Origin of the sequence: Pseudomonas alkylphenolica, assembly GCF_000746525.1 — a bacterium.
Lineage (GTDB): Bacteria > Pseudomonadota > Gammaproteobacteria > Pseudomonadales > Pseudomonadaceae > Aquipseudomonas > Aquipseudomonas alkylphenolica.
This window is the reverse complement of sequence record NZ_CP009048.1, coordinates 2878634-2899646: the sequence shown is the minus strand read 5'-3', so window position 1 is coordinate 2899646 and position 21013 is coordinate 2878634. Positions and strand designations below refer to the sequence as shown.

The following is a 21013-nucleotide window of genomic DNA, read 5'->3' as shown; positions in this document are numbered from 1 at the left end:
CATGACCAATCTGTGTATTTAAACTACCAGGTAGAATGACATGGAAGATATTGAGCTGACGTTTGATAACCAATGGCTAAAACAATGGTCATTGTCCCAATCACCCGCATTGCAGTCAGTTCTTTCTGAAGCAGGGTCATTCACCGCCCTGGCGAATGCATCAACAGAAGAGCTGCTGCAAAAACACAGTCAACTGCATATCACCGATGCACGCATTCTATCTGGCATGGCGCGCAGCGTCGGCATCGCCGTGGCACGTCAGTTCAGGGAAAACGCACTGAGCGGTGGTGTCCGGCGTGCTTTCAGGCAGCGCCACGGTCTGTCGGCGCTGGTGGGCGGACCTACCTACAACAACTGCTTTCTGATCGATTGGGATGCGATGGCGTTACCGCGCTCGATTGAAGCCTCCACATCGCCGGTGGCTTACTTGCGAGCGCTGTACTGCAAGATACTGAAGCTTGAACGGGAAGGTAGCAACGCGGGTTCAAAACTTGTTATTTCCGATCGTAGAGATGACCTGCCCAGCAAAATGATAGATACGCCGGCAATGAATGAGTTGGTGCCAACGCTGGATATTGTCAGCGATGTATTGGAGCGTGCGATACATAAATATCTGCAGGGCAAACAAGAGGGGGAGGATGTTGATGTTGCGCTGGCGCAAGCGCGTTATCCTTTTTTGTTACCCTATGAGCGCTGGCAAGATCAAATCAATGGGATTCTGACGTCCGCGGTGCCCGCGTTAACACTGGGCGAGATCGGCCGGCATGTTGATGGTGACTATCCGTATTTTATTCGTAAAGGCAAACATTCGCCTGTATCGGATATAGCCATGCAACAAAGTGCCGGGCTTGGCGCGCGCAAAAGAGCCTTGCTTATCGAATCGCCAATTTTTGTAGGTGGCAACAGTCGGCGTCGCAGTGACCCGCGTACTCACCAGCTGCATCCTGTCGACGTTGCTGAAGAGCAAGCCGACTTTTTTGCCAAGAACTATGGCATCGACAATTTGGCTGAACTGCAACGGGCCGATAATTTTTGCCTTGCGACGGAAGTGCCTCGTCTCGACCTGGATGCTTTGTTTGCAGTGAAAACCCAGGCCCCTTGCGCATCGGTAAATGTGCTCCCTGTAGACACAGATGTCGACCCCTCCAGGTTTGGCGCGGTTTTTATTAACGGCGGCAAGCAACCCGCCATAACGATCAACACATCAGAGGAAGACAGCCCTGATGGCATACGGGTCCCACCCCACCAACTGACCAACCTGAGCGAAGATCGGGCAGACCGTCTCAATCGGATGATTCGCCTTAGCCGCTGGATGAATTTGTCGTTCAGAGAAACCGATCGTCTGGTCATGGCGGCCATCACGGCAGAAGGAGGGGGTAACGACTCTCCCTGGATGACGGTCAACACTTTACGTGCTCTGGGCGTGTTTCAAGATTATCGCCAACGCTATGGCGTCAAGGCTGAGGAATTTGCTGCATGGCTGGAACAGCTTTCACCTTACGGGGCAGGGGCGGAGCAGGCGCAGTTTGATCGTATTTTCAACGGCCGCTCACTGTTCCCTAATCCGCTTGTGCTTGATGACAGCGAGTTTGATATTCAGCCCGTAGATGAGCGGGGTCGGCAAACGGTGCAGCAGATCTGTGCCGCGCTGGGTTTGAGTCAAGAAACCTTCCAATACCTGGCTCGCCTGATTGCGATGGCCACGGAAGGCAAGGTACTGAAGCGATCGCTGCCGGTAATCTCGTCCTTTTACCGGATCACCAGCCTGGCGTCCTGTCTGAAACTTCACCCCATCGTCCTTCTGGCGCTGATTGAAGTGCTCGATGAGGACGGCGAATCGCTGGTCCGCCAAGTGGCTGGGGTTCCGCTTAATGTAAGCTTTCAAGTGTTCGGCTACGCCGATATTTTGGGCACCTTGGTAGCGCTAAGTTCATGTGTGCAGTGGTGCCGCGATAATGACATTGATGTTGTCTGGCTCATTCAGCACCTGCGCACACCGCAGGCGGTCTCAACCGATGCAGAAATAAAACTGCTGAACGAGTTGAACAGCCGCCTGGAGCCGGTAAGGATTACGCGCACCACCTTGCTGGAGGCGGGGGTGCCGAGCACAATCGAAGGGCCTCCTGCAGGCCATGATGAGGAGCAGATAGTTACCCCTGATTGGCTGTGTCGCTTGCGCGATCTTGTCGACCTCGATGGCATCGTGAAAGATGGCGTAGCCGCCGCAGAAGAAGATTATGAGAACAGTGCCAAAAGCATCATCGACGCGATGCTGGAGGAACTGTACGCCGGAAAAAAAGATCCCGACTGTAATGAGCCGCGTTATACCCGGCAATCGCGTAAACGCACGACGAATGCTTCAATTGTGCCTGTAAATCAGGAAAAGCATAAAATCCTCGATACGCTTCTCGCGATCATACTACGGGCTCGCGCCGCGCAACGAGCAGTCGTTCAGGAAAGTCTGGCGGATTATCTGCTTTTGAGTGCAGAGCTGGTATTGCCCCTGATCTTCTGGGCCAAGTACAGCGCCTACAATTTGCTCGCCGTTGCCAGAGCGCTTTCTCTGTCGGGTAACATCCCGAATCTGAGTCGTTCCAGCCTGCGCCGGATAACCATGAGTGGAGATGACACAGAAGAAGACACTGTGTTTCAGGGTCTCCTGGTCGAGCTCGCGCAACTGAGCCGCCTCGCGCGCGTCACCCAGCAGTTCAAGCTGGATGCCGGCATGCTGCAAAACCATGCCCGCACCTGGGGGGAAACCTGGTTTGGTTTTTCGGCAGGCGAAATCACCCTCCCGACCCTTTACTACCTTACTTTAGGCGCTTCGAGCCTAACGAAACCGCATTTGAGTTGCGTTTTGCATCCGGTCACAACCCCGAAACGCCCCAAGTCGGTGCCTCCGGGGATTGGCCGTGGCGCGAAGGTGCGATGCATTTCACCAGTGTTGAGGTCCAGCTGATTTTGCAGCCACTGCTGCTAGAGGAGAGGGCCCCCGAGATAACGATGGAGGGTCGGCAAGCACGATTCCTGGTTCATGGCAAAGTGCCTATCTGCCGGGGAAAGGGCACGAAGCATCGTCTGCAGTTAGCGGTAGATCCCGCTTGCGGCTGGGGAGGGGACGATGTTTATCCAGGTTCACGTGTTTATGCTTACTGGCAGGACGCTGAGGAGGCAAGCCGGCTCAAGGTTGAACTGCTGCCAACCGAACCAGAGCAAGATGGAACCCAGTTGATCAGCAAAGCATTCGAGGTTGTCAGCGGTAATGCAGAGAACGGTGATCTGCAGATCGTCTTGCAGAGTATCTACGACGCCGACCCGTATATTCTCCCGTGCGTAGTGGGGCACTTCAAGCTTGACGATGCTGGGGCCGAGCAGCCGGAGCACTGGCCTGTTATACCGCAGGGAGAAACCATCGAGTTGGCTGTCCGTCTGCTAAATGCACAGACAAAGGGGCCGGCCGATGGTGTTGCCGTGACCTGGCAAAAAGCTGATGCCAGTATTGAAACTGTGTTAACCGATCAGGAGGGATGGGCCCGCTATAAGTACAGTCCCATCAAGGCCGAAAATCATCCAGTCACCGCTAAATTCGACGCGCCCTATAACCTGGCGGAGGGTCAACGCGTATTCAACGTGCGGGCGATACCGACAGTACCTTGGCAACAATTCGATTTTTTTCTCGATGGCCAGCCAATGGACATGACCACAGGATTCCTGTTGTTGAGGCTGGGTAGGGTCCACCAACTGCAACTCAAACCCAGTGAGAAGTGCGTGTTGATAGGCGAAGAAATCGAGTTGAACTGGGAGATGGAGGGCGCTGAGGCGCCCGAAGAGCTCGAGGTTACGCCGGCACTGGGGGAAAGCGAAGATCTCACTAAAGAGGGATTCTCCTGGGAGATTAAATGCCTTAGTCATTTTAAACGTCGAATAGCAATCAATTTAAAGTGCAAGCGGCTTTCCCGACCCCTTGATTTTGCCGTTATGTTGCAGGGCATCGGCAGCATGTTCATTGCAAGTCCTGAGGAACAACAAGAAGCGCTCAAGGACCCGACCAAAATCATCGAAAACAAGTTGTTCTATGTTGCTTGATCTGAATGTTTCTGAAGGTGTGACTCAAACGCTGTCCTGAAGAAGCGGTATTTCTATAGGGATAAAGCAATGTTGCCATGAACAAGAGCTTGGGCTGGAAGCAGCAAATGGTTCTGTGGGCCCAGGACTCGTGCGGGGTTAAAGCCCGGTGAGGATGGGAGGTTGGTCGTTGACCTGGCGGTGACCAAACCGTTGCCGGGTAGGGGTATCGCTTTCTCAATACGATACAGTTCTTGAATGCGTGACGACCTGCTACAAGATTGGGGCTGCAGGCTGTTGCCGTTTATGAAGGGCCAGCTGTAATGTTTACAGGTGATTTGTTTAGTGGGTTAGATCTCGACGTGTGGCACCATAAAGGTAATGAAAGTAGCGCTTATTTTGAGGGTGTAGAAGTTAAACCAGTAGGCTCTGTACGGAATTCCGATATGATGCCCCGTCACTGCCTTGGAACTGAGTTTTTCGTGGAGTCACGCCGGCCGGGGATCATGCCGTGATTGATGAAATCACGGCACCCTCGACCAACTCGAATCGGCTGATCGTCCCAAACCACGTCTGCCGATGACCACCAGATACGGGGCAGGTGAATCAATGCCTGGTTGTGTTCTTCAACCAAGGCGAGGGCTGTGGTTGCGCCGGCGGCGGATCAAACAGGTCATTCTCATCAAAGGCAACCGTACTCCAAACCCAATACCACATTTCCCGGCGTAGCGACTTTAGCTCGGGCGGGTTGCCCTGGAGCATTTTCTTCGCTAGCACGGTTTCAGTGGGACGGCCTGCAGCGTCATAAAACTGTTGATCGTGATAGGCATGCTGACGCATCGAGCGATCATTGATATAACGCGGCTGGTCGGCGAAGTACGGCCGGTACACCCGGACCTTTTCGCCTTTGTTGTTGTACTCCACCGGCTCACTGACCCGCCAGCGTCGTGGTACCTCAGCCTCCTGCGGCGTACCGTCGTCCTGGAGCAGCAGTTCACCGTTTTCATCGACCAACCAGGACTTACCAGGTTCGACTTCCTGCTTGGTTTGCAGCGTGCGGCCGAAGCCGTCCAGGCAGGCAATGCTCACCCGTACTTGCATCTCTTCATCGCCTGGGTAGCGGTCCGCCAGCAGGCCGACGGAGTACACCGGCTCACGCTGTGCCGCGTCGATCTGTTGCTTGAGGATCGTTGCGTTCACATCAAGGTTTTCCAGGCCTTCCAGGTGCTGCCGGGCTCTGCTGCAGAGGTGTCCGCTGGGCAATACAAAGCCTGCGGCCCGGGCCCAGTCCAGCCACTCGGAAGAGGGTGGGGAGGTTCGGGAGATCCGCCCCATCCAGCTGAAGGTGTCCCAGAAGCCGGCGCTGGCGAAACGGCCGATGGCTAACTTCGGATCGTGGATGGCGATGACGGGATCGCGGTCTGGCGGTGGTACATAGCTCGTCAATGGATCGAATCCCACAGGCTCGCCCATCTCCGTCCCGTAGAAGCTGGTCACCAGCGGTTCACCGAAGGCGCTATAGCGGGCTTCCTGAATATTGGCGTTGGCATCTTCGATGGCTGCCGGCAGGAATGTCCGATAGTCGATGTCGAGGCTGCGGGTGGTACAGCCGTCCGGTAGGGTGACGGCAGTGCTCAGGCACCAATAGGCGTCGTATTCGTCCCACTCCAGATTGAGCGTGTGCTGGCATAACGGGTCATCACTGATGAGCGGTTCGTACTGGTAGCTGATCGCTTCCAGATCCAGCGGTTGCAGCACGGCGTAAGGCTGATGCTTACCCTTGGTGCGCAGTACCCGTACCAGATAGCGGCTCTCGTTGACCGCATAGGGCACGGCAGTAGCAGGGGCATCATCCGCAGCGAAAACTTCCGTACGCATTACCCTGCCACTCAGGGCTCTGGCTATTTCGCGGGCGGTTTCTACGTCGGGGTCGGAGAGCGGCGACGCCGACCGATCGTTGAAGTGGTAATTCTGCAATACGGTGGATTTCAACGGGACGGCCAACGGATCGCCTGCGTAGTAACCGCTGCGCGACGCGTCGATGGCTTTTCCGGTGTGGAACCAGGTTTTGCTCAGGATCGGCGCGGTGAAGCCCGCTGTCGAACGTTCAGCAGGCGTAGCTTCGGTGTCGGTCTGCAGCAACAGGGCAAAGCCCCGGAGCTCGCGCTCGAAGTGATCGTAGAAACCGCCGCGGTACTTGAACCCCTGAGTCAGGCGGTTGCCGGTGATCTCATCGAGCTGGGTTTGCCGGCTCACCAGGTGCATGGCAAACGGCAGTTCAGAAACCGGATGTTCCACCCCGGCGTCGATCTGCTCCTGCTTTTCGTCCAGCCATTCCTGGGCCGAACTGCGGTAGGTGACATGGCTGGTGGCACCCATGTTATTGCAGGTGGCGTTCACCAGGTAGGGTTTGGCCTTGACGAAGTCGTAGCGCCAGTGTCGGGGGGCCATGTGCGGTACGGTCAGGATCAGACTGGAACACCCCAGCCCTTGCAGGTCGGCGGTAGTGACCTGGCAGAGTGGGTCGTAGCGCACACCCTCGGGCCAGGGCAGCTCGATGGGGGACAGGTCGTAGCCGTTACCGGAACGGTTCATGAACACCTGTATGCAATCAGGTGTCAGGTAGATCAGATCGGCGGCGCCGGAGCCGTCGAGGTCGGCCAGTAACACTTGTGCCGCATTGAACTCGGCATACTTGAACGGCAAGGCACACAGCACAAATCCCTTGCCGAACCGCCCATGGCCCAGGTTCGGCCAGCATTTGACCTCATTGTGACGGATGCGCAGCAAGTGCGGTTGCCCGCTGCCGATGATGTCTGCGAAGGCCACCAGCTCAGTCGCCAAGTTGCTCAGCAGCGGCAGGTCATCGTCGTTTTGCCGACGCGGCACATCAAGGCCCCCGGCGAACCCTGCCTCGCGACGGTTGCCGTACAAACGCACGCTGCGGGGGCCGATCAATGCCAGATCGCTGAGGCCGCCTCCCTGCAGATCGGTCATTTGCGACAAGGGATTGAAGAACTCGATGGGAAAGGCATCGAATGGCACAAAGTTTGACCAGGTTCGGTCAGGGTCGAGGGTGAAGAAACCGCCCATGCCGGGCCGGGCCACCAGCCAGTCCAGTTTGCCGTCGCCCGTCAGGTCCGTGAGGGACTGCTGAACAGGTTTGCGGCTGTCGGCAAGCGGAACACGTGGCAACGGTTGCCAGTCACCGTAGCTCACCTCATTGCCGCCGGTTTTGCCACGCAACGGCTCGCGGTAATACCAGCCCTTGTCGTAGCGGCACAACACTCCCGGCATGCCTTCGCCGTACAGGTCCACCAACTGGTAGCGCTGGCCGTCGTTGAGCCCGGGCATCTCAGGAAACGCTACCCAGCTCTGATGCTGCGCACTGAGATCGAATGCGTTGTAGCTGAACTCCAAAGGCGGTCGGCTTTCGACCTGGCCCAGGCTGTCGTAAGCCTGGACGTGGGCTGCGGTCAAATGGTTGTAGCCCAACGGGCTTGGCCGGTGTTCCAGCAACAGGCGCTGGACCAGTACCGGATCTGGCCCCAGTTCGTTGGGAAAGTGATGGAACATCAGCACCTGCCGGCACAGGCGCCGGGTGCCCAGCTCAAAACCGTAGGCATAGTTCCAGAACGGATCGCTACGCTCGGACCATGGCTGCTGCTCCTCGAAGGCCGGTACCTGCTCAAGGTCGGCGCTGCGTTCGCCATAGTCGAACACCAGCTGAAAGTGCCAATGCTGGCTTTTCCAGCTGTCGGCACTCCAGGCATACAGGTGCGGATAGGCCGTTTGGTTGCCGTAGCACACACGTTCCAGATAGCACTGAGCACGGTAGTCGCGGTGCTGTGGCGGGGCAGGGAGGTCTTGTTCAGGCTTGTACTCGTAGACGATGTGTTCGCCGCGGGTGTTCAGGCTTTCTTCGATCATCCACACGCCGACGTGCGTTTCGTCGTTCGGGTCGGCACGGCGCGCGTTTTTGTTTTTGCCATAGAGATGCAAGCTGCCATCGGCCCCGTGGATCAGCCAGAACCCTACAGGGTCTGCCGTGTTCGACCAATGTTCGATCAGATCGAAGCCACCCTCGACCCTGGGCCAGTAACGCACCACGGTGTGATCATCCAGCTTCACGCCGTTGTAGCTGTTAGCCACTCTGGAGATCGGCTTGCCATCGCTCTCAGTGCGCTCCGCCATCCACACATCACCGCTGGGGCCAACCACTTGGTCATTGCCGTCGTAAGTCGGCACACCTTTGGTTGTACGCAGGGTGATGGCGTCGGTGGTCATCCGCCAGCCGATCCCGAACGGGCTGTTGCCGACATCGCTGCTGTAGCCCAGCCCCAACGCCGGGGCAAAGCCGCGTCCAGGGGATATGGGCAACGGCAATTCCAGCGAAGCGGCACCGGTGGTACCCACGCCGCCAAAGCCCTTGCCAATGCTTTGAATAGCACCGCCAGCTTTGGGCAACGCAGGTGGATTGACGCTCAGTTGTGCTTGATCGTTCATGTCAGTCCCTTGCGTTGAAGATCATTGATCAGCCTTCGTGCGCTCTGTGTGGGGCTGACCGCTGTGCTTCGACTTACGCTCACATGAATTCGATTTTTTTTCACCTGGCAGAATTACCAGGTGCTGGCGCGCTAGACGTATCACATTGTATCCGTACGTCGTGGCTCGCAGATTCGCATACAAATGTACCTGCCTATGGATACGTCACGGACACATGGCCGTGGCGAAATGGCCACACCCAAACGAGGTAAGCCCTGGCGCCTCGTACCAGGGTTACAACGCCCTTGTGGCATGACCTGCGCGGCCTGGCCGCACTGTATCCGGAGAAACACCATGTCCCGTACCCAGCTCCCTGGCAAGACCCGTATTGGCCTGATCGCTGTCGCCCTGGCCGGCGGCTTGAACCTGGTATCGTCCGCCGCTTTCGCCGTGGAGGCTCTGCCTCAGGGCTACCAACTGGCCGCCGCCGACAAGACCGCTGAAGGCAAATGTGGCGAGGGCAAATGTGGCGCTACAGCAACCAGCAGCACCAAGGCCGCCGAAGGCAAGTGTGGTGAAGGCAAATGCGGCGATGCCTCCTTCGCTCGCACCGACACTGACGACGACGGTCGGGTCTCGCTCAAGGAGCTGCTGACGGTGGCACCGCAGGGCGGCGCTGAATTCACCGCGATGGACAGCAACAAGGACGGTTTTCTCTCCGAGGGCGAGGTCTACACGTTCCGCAGCAACCAGTACCTCTCCAACGGCAAGCCGGTTCCTACCGAGCTGTTCACCAAGCTGAGCCAGGCCAAGAACTGATTCGCGCCCTGTTTTGCACCCTCTCTGGACTCCCCGCCGGGGAGGGTGACCTCGATGGAGACGCTCCATGACCACCCCTTATTTTCCACAGGGTGCAGGCCTCGGCTTGCGCCGCGCTTTGCTGCCTGAGCTGCTGGCAATGGAGGCCAGCTCCGTGGATTTCCTCGAATGTACGCCGGACAACTGGATCAATGTCGGTGGCCGTCACGGTGGTGCTCTGGCGCGTCTCGCCGAGCGTTTCCCGCTGGCGTGCCACGGGCTGTCGCTGTCCCTTGGCGGTCCGGCGCCGCTGGATCTTGAGCTGCTGCGACGTACCCGCGAGTTCCTCGATCGGCACAACGTGGCGTTCTTCAGCGAGCACCTGAGCTACTGCTCGGACGATGGTCAGTTGTACGACCTGTTGCCGCTGCCTTTTACTGACGAAGCGGTACAGCATGTCGCCGCGCGCATCCGCCAGACACAGGATGTTCTGGAGCGGCGTATCGCGGTGGAAAACATTTCCTACTACGCCGCGCCGTATCAGGTGCTGAAAGAGATCGACTTCCTGCGCGCGGTACTGGAGGAGTCCGATTGTGACCTGCTGCTGGACGTCAACAACCTCTTCGTCAATTCGATCAACCACCGCTACGACGCCGGTGAGTACCTGGCTGCGCTGCCGGCCGAACGGGTTGTCTATATGCACGTGGCCGGCCACTACGATGAGGCGCCGGACCTGAAGATCGATACCCACGGCGCGACGGTGAAGAAGGACGTCTGGACCTTGCTGGAACAGGCATACCAGCGCTTCGGTGCGCTGCCGACCCTGCTGGAGCGCGACTTCAATTTCCCGCCGCTGGCGGAGCTGCTGACCGAGGTCGAGCAGATTCGTCGGCGCCAGCAAGCTGCCATTCGCTGGCCGGAGGTGCGCCATGCATGAGGTACTGCATGAGCAATTGCTGAGCATGGCGCGCTATGTGCGCGACCCGCAGCGCAACGCGCCGCCACCCGGCATCGAGGCGCGGCGTCTGGCGGTGTACCGGCAGTTGTTTTTCGGTAACGTGGAGTCGTTGTTGTCGGGTGGCTTCCCGGTGATGCGTGCCTGCCTCGGGGCAAAGAAATGGCTAGCGCTGGTTGAATCCTTCTACGCCGACTACCGCTGCCAGACGCCCTTGTTCACCGAAGTATCGGCAGAATTTCTCACCTTCCTCGAAGCAGGCGGTGGCGCTGCCCTCGACTTGCCGCCCTGGGTGCCTGAGCTGGCGCACTACGAATGGGTGGAGGCCGCGCTGCTCCTGAGCGACAAGTGCGAGCCTGCGCATAACTCGCAGGGTGACCTGCTCGATGGCGTACCGCTGCTGTCGCCACTGGCCTGGCCTTTGGCTTACCAGTGGCCGGTCAACGAAGTAAGCCCGAACTACCTGCCGCAGCAGGCCCCGGATCAGCCGGCCTTGCTGCTGGCACGGCGTGGTCCTGACCTGCAGGTGCATTTCTCGCGCCTGGCGCCGCTGGCCCATGCGCTGCTTGCTTCGTTGCAGGCGCACAACTGCACCGGGCGTGAGCATCTGCAATCCCTGGCCGAAGCCGTTGGCGTCGACGTGGTGGCGATTCTGCCGCAAGGCCTGGCTTTGCTGGAGAACCTGCGCGAGCAGGGTGTGGTGTATGGATAACCCCTGAGCGGATTGCCCAGCGTTAATTGGGTTGGGTTGGGTTGGGTTGTTGAGGTTGTGAGCTTATCCATTTTGTGTGGCGATGCAGCCGGCCCCTTCCGCCTTTACGGCGGCCTACTTTTTTCTTGGAAAAAGTAGGCAAAACCGCTGGCTCCTGCATCCGGCCCTACGCTGCGCTCCGGGTCCCTTCGCTCCGGTGCCTTCCAGGGGCATCGCGGCCTACGACTTGCTTCGCCAAGTCTACGGCTCGCGAACTTCGGCTAAGGCCGAAGGGTGCTACGCACCAGCCCCCTCCAGACACCTACGCTCAGCCTCCTGAAGTCGCAAAGTTACGGGTGGCGCCTGTGCTGACGCATCTTCGAAATCTGATTCTGGCGGAGCCAGGATGTCATCGCGGGGCAAGCCCGCTCCCACCGGGTTAATTGGTCTCCCGGTGGGAGCGGGCTTGCCCCGCGATATCGACCTGCCAGTTACCTCGCATCGCGGGAAAATCCCGCTTCAAAGCCTTGCTCTTGCTCTTCATGCACGCAAGTGCAGGCGCCGCGGACTGCGACTTCAGAAGGCTGAGTGGAGGTGCCTGTAGGGGCCAGTGCGTAGCACCTTCGGCGTAGCCGAAGAACGCGAGCCGTAGACTTGGCGAAGCAAGTCGTAGGCCGCGTGGTCCCGGAAGGTGCCGGAGCGAAGGGACCCGGAGCGCAGCGTAGGGCCGGATGCAGGAGCGAGCGGCTTTGCCTACTTTCCCCAAGAGGAAAGTAGGCCGCCGTGAGGGCGGAAGGGGCCGGCAGCATCGCCATACAAAATGGATAAGCCCACAACCTCAACATCCCAACCCCAGTCCAGTCCCAAGACCATGCTCCCCAGGGTTCCGTGAAGCACCTTTGATTTTACGTGAGACTGTCACGTATCCCCGTGTCCGCCGCGCTAATGAGCGTCAGCGGACGGCTGCCTCGGCGGCTGGACTTTACGCATCAACGGCACCAGCGAAGTGGTCACCACGAAGCACGCCATGATCATCAGAAAAGCGTCGGCATAGGTGAGGGTTTGCGCTTCCCGCCAGGTCAGCGCCCACAGTTGATGCAGTGCCGACTGACTGGCATCGAGGCTGCTTTGTCCGAGCAGTTGGGCGTTGACGGTCAATTGCTCGAGCCAGTTGTTCATGACTTCGTTGCGGCTGTTGAGATGCTCGGCCAGCCGCAGAAAATGCAGGTTGGTGCGGTCGTTGAGCACGGTGGCGCAGGCAGCGATACCGATGGCGCCGCCGAGGTTACGCATCAGATTGAACAGGCCCGATGCCAGCTTCAGACGCTCAGGGGCCAGGGCGCCGAGGGTGAGGGTAACGACCGGCGGAACCGCCATTTGCTGGGCAAAACCGCGGATTGCCTGTGGTAACAGGAGCTCTTTGGCGCCCCAGTCATGAGTAATGGCAGAGAAGTCCCACATCGACAGGGCAAACAGGCTCAGCCCCAGCATCAAGATTCAGCGCAGGTCGATGCGGTTGGCCAGCATGGCATACACCGGGATCGCCAGCAGCTTGAACACTCCGGTGGAGAACACCGCCAGGCCGATGTCCAGCGCGCCATAGCCACGCACGTGTCCTAGAAACAGGGGAGTCAGGTAAATGGTGGCAAAAATGCCGATACCGGTGACGAAGGAAAACAGACAGCCCAGGGCAAAGTTACGATCGCCCAGGGCGCGCAGGTCGACGATGGGTTCGGCAATGTCCAGGCAACGCCAGATGAACAGCACGCCACTGATGCCGGCAATCCAGGCAGTGATGACGATGGTGATGTCGCTGAACCAGTTCCAGCGCGGTCCTTCTTCCAGGGTGTACTGCAGGCAGCCCAGGAACAGCGCCATCAGCAGCATGCCGAGGTAGTCAGCACCCTTGAGCAACGCGAGGTTGGGCCGGTCAACCTTGACCAGCATCGGCACGTCTACGGTAACCAACAGGCCGGGTACCAGGTTGATGTAAAACAGCCAGTGCCAGGAGGCGATATCGGTGATCCAGCCGCCCACTGCCGGGCCCAGGGTCGGGGCCAGCGAGGCAATGGCGCCAATGGTCGAGGCGGCGATCACCCGCTGCTTGCCGGTGAGTACATAAAGGCCGTGGTGAATACCAGCGGGATCATCGAACCGCCGAGAAAGCCTTGCAAGGCGCGAAAGGCGATCATGCTCTGGATGTTCCATGCCAACGCACAGAGCAGGCTGGTCAGGGTAAAGCCTGCGGCCGATACGGCGAACAACCAGCGTGTGCTCATCACCCGTGAGAGCCAGCCGGACATGGGGATGACGATGATCTCCGCGATCAGGTAGGCGGTCTGCACCCAGGCCGTGTCGTCGGCACCGGCCGACAGGCCACCGCCGATATCCTTGAGCGACGCGGAAACGATCTGGATGTCGATCAGGGCGATGAACATGCCGACGCACATACTGGCGAAGGCGGCGACTTTCTGCGCCGTGCTGAGTGTGGGCAGGGGGCTGCTCATGGCCGGCTTGCCAGCGCAACATCGCTCGGTTGCGGCGCGTCACGGGTATTGACCTGGGCAACCACCGACAGCCCCGGGCGCAGCGCACCGAAGTCGGCATCAACGCTGTCCAGGCGTACCCGTACCGGTACGCGCTGGACGATCTTGGTGAAGTTGCCGGTGGCGTTTTCCGGCGGCAGTACGCTGAACTGTGCCCCGGTGGCAGGCGCCAGGCTTTCGATATGACCGTGAAACTCACGACCGGGCAGGATATCGGCGCGGATGCTCACCGCTTGCCCCACCTGCATGTGCGCCAACTGGTCTTCCTTGAAGTTGGCGTCGATCCACAGGCCCTTTGCCGGCACAACCGAGAGCAGTTGACTGCCTACGGCAGCGTAGGCGCCAACCCGGGCGCGACGGTTGCCCACATAACCATCCACCGGGGCGCGCAATTCGGTATAGCCGATATTGAGCAGGGCCTGTTCTCGCTCGGCCTGGGCCTGTTGCAGGGCGGCCTGGGCCTGACCACGCTGGCTGTCGATCACATCGAGTTGGCGGCGTGCCGCCATGAGCCCGGCGTCTGCACGGGCGCGATCGGCGCGGGCGGCTTTCCAGGTGGCTTCGACCTGCTGGGCGCTCTGTACCGACACGGCCTGGGTACGAACCAGGGTCTGGTATAAGGGGGAGGGGGTGTACGTCTGCGCATGGGCAAAACGAATTCTTTTGCGTGGCAACTTTGTACTTGGCCCAAGGTTCGCCTAAACCCTCTAACGAGGGCGCGTGTTGTTCAACGATTCGTTGCTCCAGCGTTCGCGTGTCCATGGCGTAATACGACCAAAGGAAGACGAGCATGACAAACAAGCTGATCGGCAAAGCAGTTTTACTTGGGCTCCTCAGTGCTGCCGCAATTTCCGTGCAGGCAGCACAAGCAGGGGGAAATGGCTGTGGTTGGGGCAACATGCTGTTTGAAGGGAAAAGCGGCCTGGGGCCCCACCTGCTGGCGACAACCACCAACGGCACCTCTGGCAACGCCACTTTTGGCCTGACCTCCGGCACCAACGGCTGCGACTCGAAAACCAAGCTGGGCTATGGTGGCCGCTCGATGCTGGCGATGAACAACATGCTTGAGGGCATTTCCGAGGACATGGCCAGAGGCAATGGTGAAGCATTGAGCGCCTATGCCACGTTGCTGGGGGTTCCCAGCGATGATCGGCAACACTTTGCCAGTGTCACCCACCGGCATTTCGATGAGATCTTTGCCAATCAGGATGTCACCGCCGAACAGGTCTATAGCAACACCCTGGCGGTAATGAGCCGCGACCCACGCCTGGCGCGCTACGTGCAGCAACCCGGCTAGCAATCTGGCAACTGTCGATCGAGCCCTCCACGGAGGGCTTTCTCGTGTGCCAGTCGATGCACGGCGCTATGCTGAATATGTAATCCCTTCGGGCATTTATCATGCGCAGGATGATGCTGTTACTTGCAGCCAGTGTTGTTGCGGCTTGTCAGGCGCCGATGCCAGCGGCTAATCCCCAGATGGCCTGGGTCGATTTCTCTACACCGTTCCCCAACGACCGCTTGCTGTTGGCCGAGCGTCTGGATAAACAGCGCCTGAGCGACGGGCGCTTTTTCGAAGTCAGCCCCGGTCGCCATGAGCTGATCGTGCGCTTCGACTATGAAGTAACCGGTGGCGGGGGCATGGGCATGATGGGCGGCCCCACCGTACGCGTCTGTTACCTGACCATTCACTACGAGCATTTCGAAGCTGGCCAACGCTACGTTCTCGAAGGCCGCTCGATGGCCATGACCCCTGAGGCACGGTTGTACAACGCCAAGCGTGAGATCGTTGCAGAGGCCAGCGATTACTACTGCCTCATGTGAGGTGAGTCAACAGCTCAGCTCAAAGGCAACGCCTCGACCCGCCCACGGAACGCGTAACACCGTAGGCGGCGTCAAGGCGCTGCGGCTTACCCGGCTTGCTGCTGGACGATCACCGTCTGCGCCGGCATCGGCGCCGGGAAGCCGGCTTCGCCGAGGGCATCCTTGATGGTGCGGTTGGTGTCGAAATAGACCTGCCAATAGTGCTCGTTGTGGCAGTACGGGCGCACCGCCAGTACCGGGCCGACCAGGTTGAACTCCAGAATCTCCACATCCACTCCAGGCTCGGCGAGCACATTGGGCAGCGCCGCGATGTGCTGCTTGAGCAACGCCGCAGCCGCTTTCCAGTCGGCCGCGCCAGATAGCTGCGCCTGCAGTTCGACACGGCGGTACGGGTTGTGGGTGAAGTTCTGGATGTTGTCGCTGAAGATCTTGTTGTTGCCAACCAGGGTCAGTACGTTGTCCGGGGTATTGATCGCGGTAGCGAACAGGCCGATCTCGGTGACCGTACCGATCACGCCGCCGGCGCTGATGAAGTCACCGACCTTGAACGGGCGCAGGACGATAATAAAGGCACCGGCTGCAAGGTTGGCCAGCAGCCCCGACCAGGCCATGCCGATGGCCAGACCGACCGCAGCGAGCAGCGCGGCGAAGGTGGTGGTCTGCATGCCGAGGTAACCGAGGATGCCGATCACCAGGATGATGTTCAGTGTCACGGTGATGACCGAGCCGACATAGCGCAGCACGGTCGGGTCGAGCTTCTGCTTGGTCAGGGCCCGTTGCACCATGCCGACGGCAAAACCGATCAACCAGCGTCCGATGATCCAGAAGGCGATTGCAGAGAGAATCTTGACCGCGAAAGCGGCCCCGTATTGTTGCACCAGCGCGATTATCGCGTTGAACTTCTCGGTGGTCACGTTAACGATGGTTTCGTCCATGGCTGGGGCTCGAAAATGAGGGATTGGCCTCAAAACGCTAGCACAAGCTGTGTGCCACGCCAGCTAATGGGCATGTGAATGGAGAGTCAGGGCCCCCGGTACCTTGGTGCGTTCGAGTCCCCCGTGTTCCAGCCAGCGGAGAGTCTGCTCATAGGCACGCTGCAGCAAAGACTCGGTCTGGTCGAAGTTGAACACCGAGACATCCACAGGGCACAAAGGCGGGACGATGTGCAGGCTGGTGAGGGTGCGGAAGTGTTCGATGTCGCTCACCAGTTGGCGCATGCTCATCAGATTGACGGTGTGCAGGGCCAAGGCGACCAGGCCTCGGGGCGGTTGGGTCAGGGCGCAACTCACGCCGGTGGGGATGACCACGACGTTGCTGGCGCCCAAGGCTACTGCAGTGGAGATAGGCGTATTGCTTGCCACGCCGCCGTCAACCAGGAACCGATCGGCGATCTGTACGCAGGGGAACACCAACGGGATGGCAGCACTGGCCAGTAACGCCTGCTCGAGTTCGCCACTGGACAGCACAGTCTCGGCGCCACTGAGCAGGTCGGTGGTGACGATGTGCAGGGGCAGCGTGGCCTCTTCGATGCGATGGATGGGCAGTGCCTGACCCAGTAATCGGTTCAAGGCCGACGGTTGCAGCAGATAGCCACGCCGTTTCATCAGACCTCTACAGGTATCGAGCCAGGAGAGGGGGAAAATGTCGGTTTTACTCAGCCCGCGCCAGAACCCGGCGAGCGCTGCGACACCATCGGAATCGGGCCTTGCGGCAAAGTAGGCACCGTTGATCGCGCCTACCGAAGCGCCAACCACCATGTCGAATCGAACATCAGCCTCGACCAGGGCCCGCAACATGCCGACCTGCACCGCACCCAGGCTGCCGCCGCCGGCGAATACGATTGCGGTGTTGGTCGCCATGCTCGAAGTCTCTGTGCAGCAATGTTCGACTTAGTGTAGCTGGCGGGTCGGCGTTAATTTCGCTTGATGCAGCGGCTTTTGGTCGGCGTGTATACCGGTGGGAGCGGGCTTGCCCCGCGATTGCGGGCTGTCGGCTACATCGCTTCGCGGGGCAAGCCCGCTCCCACCGGCGACGCTGTTTTCAAAGCACCAGGTCAAGACAGTTGCTCCCACCGGTGGCTCGGCTAATGGGGCGTGAAGATCCGTTGCACGCCAACACCATCAAGTACCGCATCGATCAACGCACGCGCTATCTCGATGTGCTGGCCCGCGCCGCACATCAGGGAGCGATCGTTGAGCGTGAGGTGATCGACCGCATCGTGGACCGTAGCTTCGGCACATTGCAGTAGATGGCACGCATGTAGCAACGCTTCTTCGGCGGGAATGCCGGCGCGGACAGCGAACATGCGATTGGTGCCGAACGGGGTGTCGGCGGTGGTGGCGTTGGAAAGGTCGCTACTTGGGGGATCGGGGACGAGCTTTTTCATGGGCAACCTCTGTCAGTGAAGCAACCATCCTTACGGTCTGACAGAAAACACCTACAGCATCGCGATTTGTCGCAGATAGCTGTGGGAGCAACTGACTTGAAGGATGTAGTCGCTGCTTGCTTCGGCTGCAGTCGTATCCAGGCGTTGCTCACGGCACCTGCAGGCTTGGTAGCGCTGCCCGACCTTGTGCCGAGAGCAGCGGCTCCAACTGTTTCCAACTGAAGGTCACGTCTACGTCACAGCCATCGCCAATGGGCTGGTTGGCCAGCTGCATGCCCTGGGTGTCGAAACTCAGGTCGTAGGAGTCGTAGCTCGCCACGCCGGGGCAGTCGCTGTCCGCCGCGGCCTGGGTCTCGAGCCAGGTGGCGAAATTTTTCGGCAGCTTGACCTGCCCGGAGAAGGGGCTGTACCACTCAAAACCTGTACCGATCCAGGTCCAGGGATCGACGCTTTCACCGGTCTGCAGGTTCCAGGTGTGCAACCCCCAACTGATGCCGCCACGACCAAAGCCTGCGCTCCAGCGGTAAAACCTGACAGTGAGCCACTGAGACGACCAATACGTCGGGTCAACGCTGATCTCGCTGGTGTAGGCGGAGCCGATACGACCGAGGAATTCACGTCGCTCGTTGAAGAACGCTTTCTGGCCCTCGGGGCTGACGGCGAGGCGTGCCAGTTGTTGATTGATCTTGTGGATGGCCGGGCTGTCTCCCTCCAGTCTGAGGGTGACCTGGGCGCCCTGGGTCCTGACCTGATAGGCGTGCTCGCCGAAGGTTTTCTTCTCTACCTTGACGGGTAACGGCGCTGCCTCCATTGGCGCGTTGTAAGCGTCGCCACCACAGCCTTCGGCACTTGAGCGCGTAAGCACCAAGGGCAACGGGGTAGCGCCTGCCGCCTTGCTCCAGGTTCCGCTCAACGTATCGCCCTGCAGGGCGTCCAGTTGCCAGAACCCCGTCTTGCCGTCTTCGACCCAGGGTTCGCCGGCCTTTTCCTGGGTTAGCTGGATCGGCGTGAGAAAGCGCTGATAGTAGTAGCTGCCGTTGCTGTCGGGGGCGGCGTTGAAACAGGCGGTAATCGTGCTCTTGCCGAGGGTGCCTTTCCAGACGCCGGCGAGGTCGGTGGGCGCGGCGTTGGCGTAGCCGGTAGCACAAGCGAGGGTCAGTATGGCCAAGGGCTTGCGCATACAGATCGGACTTCCAGATGTCTGACGGGCGGCCATCATAGCCGAAGGACAACGCCATCGCTCAATCAGCTGGTTGTGATCCACCTTCAAACCAGCTGATTTCGTCAGCGCGTTTCGGTTAGCGGGGAATGAAGATCCGGTTCACGCCTACACCATCAAGCACGGCGTCGATCAGCGCACGTGCCGTCTCGATGTGCTGACCAGCGCCGCTCACCAGGGAGCGGTCGTTGAGCGTGAGGTGATCGACCGCATCGCTGACCGTAGCCTCGGCGCATTGCAGCAGATGACACGCATGCAGCAACGCTTCTTCGGCGGAAATACCGGCGCGGACAGCGAACATGCGATTGGTGCCGAACGGGGTGTTGGCGGTGGTGGCGTTGGAAAGGTCGATACTTGGGGGATCGGGGACGAGCTTTTTCATGAGGTGCTCCGAAGGTGCAGTGGAGCGACCACGATTCGCTGCTAAACGAAGGGTGGCAGCTATACGCGGGTTAGCAGACCGGGCACCTAGAGCGAAACCGGCGCACCCGAAGGTGCCCCACGTACAGCCGCCATATAGCGGTTTCCGTTGAGCTCTAGATGCATATTCGGACTGCTAAATCCGGTCATTGGATTTTCCAACGACGGCAGCAGCCTAGGGCCATGAAGGCCCAGGCACAACAGAGCAACGGCGGCGGAAGTATGATTCAGAACGGCCTGACAGAAAACACCTAAAGCATCGCGATTTGTCGCAGATAGCTGTCGGAGTAACTGACTTGAGGGACGTAGTTTCTGCATGCCGCGCTTACAGGGTGCGGCTATCGACTTCGTGCTCGTCTTCAAAGTCCATGAACCGCTGCAGATCGAGTACATCCAGTTTGACCCGGGCGATAAAGGCAGAAAACGCCAGGTTGGCGGCAAGCCGGCGCAGGTCGCTGGCCCAGGCCGGAATAAAGGTTGGTCCCACCAACCAGCCTGACTCAAACAGCGGCGCCAGGTGCAAGGTGTCGCCCAGGCTCAGGCGCCCGGCAAACAAATGCCCGACCAGTTCCGGGCGGTTGTCGCGGATCGCCACGCGCAGCAGGGTGTGCACACCGAGCAATCCGGTCAGGTACGCGGCATCCTTGGTAAACGCCGAACCCCCTCGGACATTGGCGCCGCGGAAAATCCGCTGCGCTGAGCGAAAGGACTCTTCCGGCGACTGGCCGGCCATGAGAAAACCTTCAAACACCTGGATGAAGTCGGCGCCATCGAGCGCTTGCTGCACCGCAAGCACGCGCAAGGCGAGGCGGCGCAAGCGGTTGATGTCCATGCTGCCGGTGAACAGCTCCGCCAGCGTGGCAATGCCTTCTTGTGTCTGGGTGGTGCGTGGCGCCCCCAGGGCCAGGCATTTGAGGTTGGGCTGGCGCGCACCGTTCTGCGCGGTGGCCACATGCACAAAGGCTTCGTGCTGCAGCAACTGCTGCTTGTCCAGTTCGCTGAACAAGGCGCTGGCACGCAGGCGAATACGGCTGGTGCCGGCGATGGCCTTGGCGGCCAGCTCAGGTTCAAGCTTGATACTGATCTGGCCGGCACCAAAAAAGCGGTCCAGCTCCGGCTGCAGCCAGGCAGCAAATATATCGGCCGGAATATCGGCGGGGCTGGGGGGAATACAGTTGCCACCCAACAGGGCGTCGGTGGTTTTCAGGAAGAAATGCGCGGCGTCGAGCATGCTCAGCTTTTGCCTGGGGTAGTAAAAATCCGGACGACGGTACAGCGCCGACGAATACCGGGTAAACGCCGGGGTACCCATGGCGCCCAGCATGCGCCCGGCCGTGGCATAGCTGTGTGCGGTTCTGGCGAGAAATTGCCCGGCCGGATGCCCCTGATCGCAATGCTCGACAAAGCTGTCCAGCGCTGCGATCTCAGCACCGTGCTCGTGCGGGCTGAACTCGACCTTGGGTAGTTGCGCCTTGCCGCTGCGCCACTGGGCAAGGAAAACCTCTTCGACACCCTCGGGCCACGCCAGCGCGTCGAGCACGCGGATCTTGCGGGTTAAAGCGGGCAGCGTGGCATCGAGCTCAGACAGCGACAGGGCACTCATGGTACTCACCTTGAGAGACGAAGA

Annotated in this window: 14 protein-coding genes and 2 pseudogenes; 7 read left to right on the top strand and 9 right to left on the bottom strand. The window is 59.6% G+C overall.

Going from position 1 to position 21013, the window contains the following annotated elements; genetic code table 11:
• The first annotated feature begins 40 nt into the window (after positions 1–40).
• Positions 41–2959: a Tc toxin subunit A gene (locus tag PSAKL28_RS13165; RefSeq protein ID WP_038611010.1), complete on the top strand. Its 2919-nt coding sequence runs from the start codon at positions 41–43 to the stop codon at positions 2957–2959.
• A complete protein-coding gene (locus PSAKL28_RS13160) occupies positions 2929–4086 on the top strand; it encodes an Ig-like domain-containing protein (RefSeq protein WP_038611008.1) in 1158 nt (385 codons plus the stop codon). Before PSAKL28_RS13165 ends, PSAKL28_RS13160 begins: the two co-directional genes overlap by 31 nt.
• Positions 4087–4671: 585 nt before the next feature.
• Here the strand turns inward: PSAKL28_RS13160 and PSAKL28_RS13155 are convergent.
• Positions 4672–8571 carry a SpvB/TcaC N-terminal domain-containing protein gene (locus tag PSAKL28_RS13155; RefSeq protein WP_038611006.1) on the bottom strand — a complete coding sequence of 1300 codons (3900 nt, stop codon included), beginning with the start codon at positions 8569–8571 and terminating at the stop codon, positions 4672–4674.
• 333 nt (positions 8572–8904) lie between these two features.
• On the opposite strand from PSAKL28_RS13155, the gene PSAKL28_RS13150 reads away from it, so the two are divergent.
• The 3 genes from PSAKL28_RS13150 to PSAKL28_RS13140 all read left to right on the top strand — a co-directional run bounded on the left by PSAKL28_RS13150 (position 8905) and on the right by PSAKL28_RS13140 (position 11015).
• Complete coding sequence (locus PSAKL28_RS13150; RefSeq protein ID WP_038611004.1) at positions 8905–9369, top strand: HvfA family oxazolone/thioamide-modified RiPP metallophore; 465 nt, start codon at positions 8905–8907, stop codon at positions 9367–9369.
• A gap of 67 nt (positions 9370–9436) precedes the next feature.
• Positions 9437–10285 carry an HvfB family MNIO-type RiPP peptide maturase gene (locus PSAKL28_RS13145; RefSeq protein WP_038611002.1) on the top strand — a complete coding sequence of 283 codons (849 nt, stop codon included), beginning with the start codon at positions 9437–9439 and terminating at the stop codon, positions 10283–10285.
• A complete protein-coding gene (locus PSAKL28_RS13140; protein WP_038610998.1) occupies positions 10278–11015 on the top strand; it encodes an HvfC family RiPP maturation protein in 738 nt (245 codons plus the stop codon). Before PSAKL28_RS13145 ends, PSAKL28_RS13140 begins: the two co-directional genes overlap by 8 nt.
• 921 nt (positions 11016–11936) lie before the next feature.
• Here PSAKL28_RS13140 and PSAKL28_RS13135 read toward each other — a convergent pair.
• Positions 11937–13501: pseudogene (locus tag PSAKL28_RS13135) on the bottom strand (DHA2 family efflux MFS transporter permease subunit).
• Positions 13498–14157 (bottom strand): annotated as a pseudogene (locus PSAKL28_RS13130) (HlyD family secretion protein); the annotation flags it as partial. The pseudogenes PSAKL28_RS13130 and PSAKL28_RS13135, both read right to left, overlap by 4 nt.
• Positions 14158–14330: 173 nt before the next feature.
• On the opposite strand from PSAKL28_RS13130, the gene PSAKL28_RS13125 reads away from it, so the two are divergent.
• Positions 14331–14837 carry a DUF3015 domain-containing protein gene (locus PSAKL28_RS13125; protein ID WP_038610995.1) on the top strand — a complete coding sequence of 169 codons (507 nt, stop codon included), beginning with the start codon at positions 14331–14333 and terminating at the stop codon, positions 14835–14837.
• Between the two features lie 101 nt (positions 14838–14938).
• Positions 14939–15361: a PA0061/PA0062 family lipoprotein gene (locus PSAKL28_RS13120; protein WP_038610992.1), complete on the top strand. Its 423-nt coding sequence runs from the start codon at positions 14939–14941 to the stop codon at positions 15359–15361.
• Between the two features lie 86 nt (positions 15362–15447).
• Here PSAKL28_RS13120 and PSAKL28_RS13115 read toward each other — a convergent pair whose 3' ends face one another.
• From PSAKL28_RS13115 to PSAKL28_RS13095, 6 genes are all read right to left on the bottom strand, one after another.
• Positions 15448–16296: a mechanosensitive ion channel family protein gene (locus tag PSAKL28_RS13115; RefSeq protein ID WP_038610989.1), complete on the bottom strand. Its 849-nt coding sequence runs from the start codon at positions 16294–16296 to the stop codon at positions 15448–15450.
• A gap of 63 nt (positions 16297–16359) precedes the next feature.
• Positions 16360–17220 carry a patatin-like phospholipase family protein gene (locus tag PSAKL28_RS13110; RefSeq protein ID WP_038610987.1) on the bottom strand — a complete coding sequence of 287 codons (861 nt, stop codon included), beginning with the start codon at positions 17218–17220 and terminating at the stop codon, positions 16360–16362.
• Positions 17221–17444: 224 nt separating this feature from the next.
• The gene (locus PSAKL28_RS26950; protein WP_075226519.1) at positions 17445–17747 is read right to left on the bottom strand and encodes a DUF6124 family protein; all 303 of its coding nucleotides are present in this window, start codon (positions 17745–17747) and stop codon (positions 17445–17447) included.
• A gap of 148 nt (positions 17748–17895) precedes the next feature.
• Complete coding sequence (locus PSAKL28_RS13105; RefSeq protein ID WP_038610984.1) at positions 17896–18927, bottom strand: hypothetical protein; 1032 nt, start codon at positions 18925–18927, stop codon at positions 17896–17898.
• Positions 18928–19045: 118 nt separating this feature from the next.
• Positions 19046–19348, bottom strand: a complete 303-nt coding sequence (locus PSAKL28_RS13100) for a DUF6124 family protein (protein WP_038610982.1) — start codon at positions 19346–19348, stop codon at positions 19046–19048.
• Positions 19349–19711: 363 nt separating this feature from the next.
• Positions 19712–20989, bottom strand: coding sequence for a peptidase MATCAP family protein (locus tag PSAKL28_RS13095; RefSeq protein WP_038610979.1), 1278 nt, complete (start codon positions 20987–20989; stop codon positions 19712–19714).
• Positions 20990–21013 lie beyond the last annotated feature (24 nt).

What these genes read in the sequence shown, in the direction of transcription:
- PSAKL28_RS13165 (WP_038611010.1), top strand. Translation starts at nt 41, where the DNA reads ATGGAAGATATTGAGCTGACGTTTGATAACCAATGGCTAAAACAATGG.
- PSAKL28_RS13160 (WP_038611008.1), top strand. Translation starts at nt 2,929, where the DNA reads ATGCATTTCACCAGTGTTGAGGTCCAGCTGATTTTGCAGCCACTGCTG.
- PSAKL28_RS13155 (WP_038611006.1), bottom strand. Translation starts at nt 8,571, where the DNA reads ATGAACGATCAAGCACAACTGAGCGTCAATCCACCTGCGTTGCCCAAA.
- PSAKL28_RS13150 (WP_038611004.1), top strand. Translation starts at nt 8,905, where the DNA reads ATGTCCCGTACCCAGCTCCCTGGCAAGACCCGTATTGGCCTGATCGCT.
- PSAKL28_RS13145 (WP_038611002.1), top strand. Translation starts at nt 9,437, where the DNA reads ATGACCACCCCTTATTTTCCACAGGGTGCAGGCCTCGGCTTGCGCCGC.
- PSAKL28_RS13140 (WP_038610998.1), top strand. Translation starts at nt 10,278, where the DNA reads ATGCATGAGGTACTGCATGAGCAATTGCTGAGCATGGCGCGCTATGTG.
- PSAKL28_RS13125 (WP_038610995.1), top strand. Translation starts at nt 14,331, where the DNA reads ATGACAAACAAGCTGATCGGCAAAGCAGTTTTACTTGGGCTCCTCAGT.
- PSAKL28_RS13120 (WP_038610992.1), top strand. Translation starts at nt 14,939, where the DNA reads ATGCGCAGGATGATGCTGTTACTTGCAGCCAGTGTTGTTGCGGCTTGT.
- PSAKL28_RS13115 (WP_038610989.1), bottom strand. Translation starts at nt 16,296, where the DNA reads ATGGACGAAACCATCGTTAACGTGACCACCGAGAAGTTCAACGCGATA.
- PSAKL28_RS13110 (WP_038610987.1), bottom strand. Translation starts at nt 17,220, where the DNA reads ATGGCGACCAACACCGCAATCGTATTCGCCGGCGGCGGCAGCCTGGGT.
- PSAKL28_RS26950 (WP_075226519.1), bottom strand. Translation starts at nt 17,747, where the DNA reads ATGAAAAAGCTCGTCCCCGATCCCCCAAGTAGCGACCTTTCCAACGCC.
- PSAKL28_RS13105 (WP_038610984.1), bottom strand. Translation starts at nt 18,927, where the DNA reads ATGCGCAAGCCCTTGGCCATACTGACCCTCGCTTGTGCTACCGGCTAC.
- PSAKL28_RS13100 (WP_038610982.1), bottom strand. Translation starts at nt 19,348, where the DNA reads ATGAAAAAGCTCGTCCCCGATCCCCCAAGTATCGACCTTTCCAACGCC.
- PSAKL28_RS13095 (WP_038610979.1), bottom strand. Translation starts at nt 20,989, where the DNA reads ATGAGTGCCCTGTCGCTGTCTGAGCTCGATGCCACGCTGCCCGCTTTA.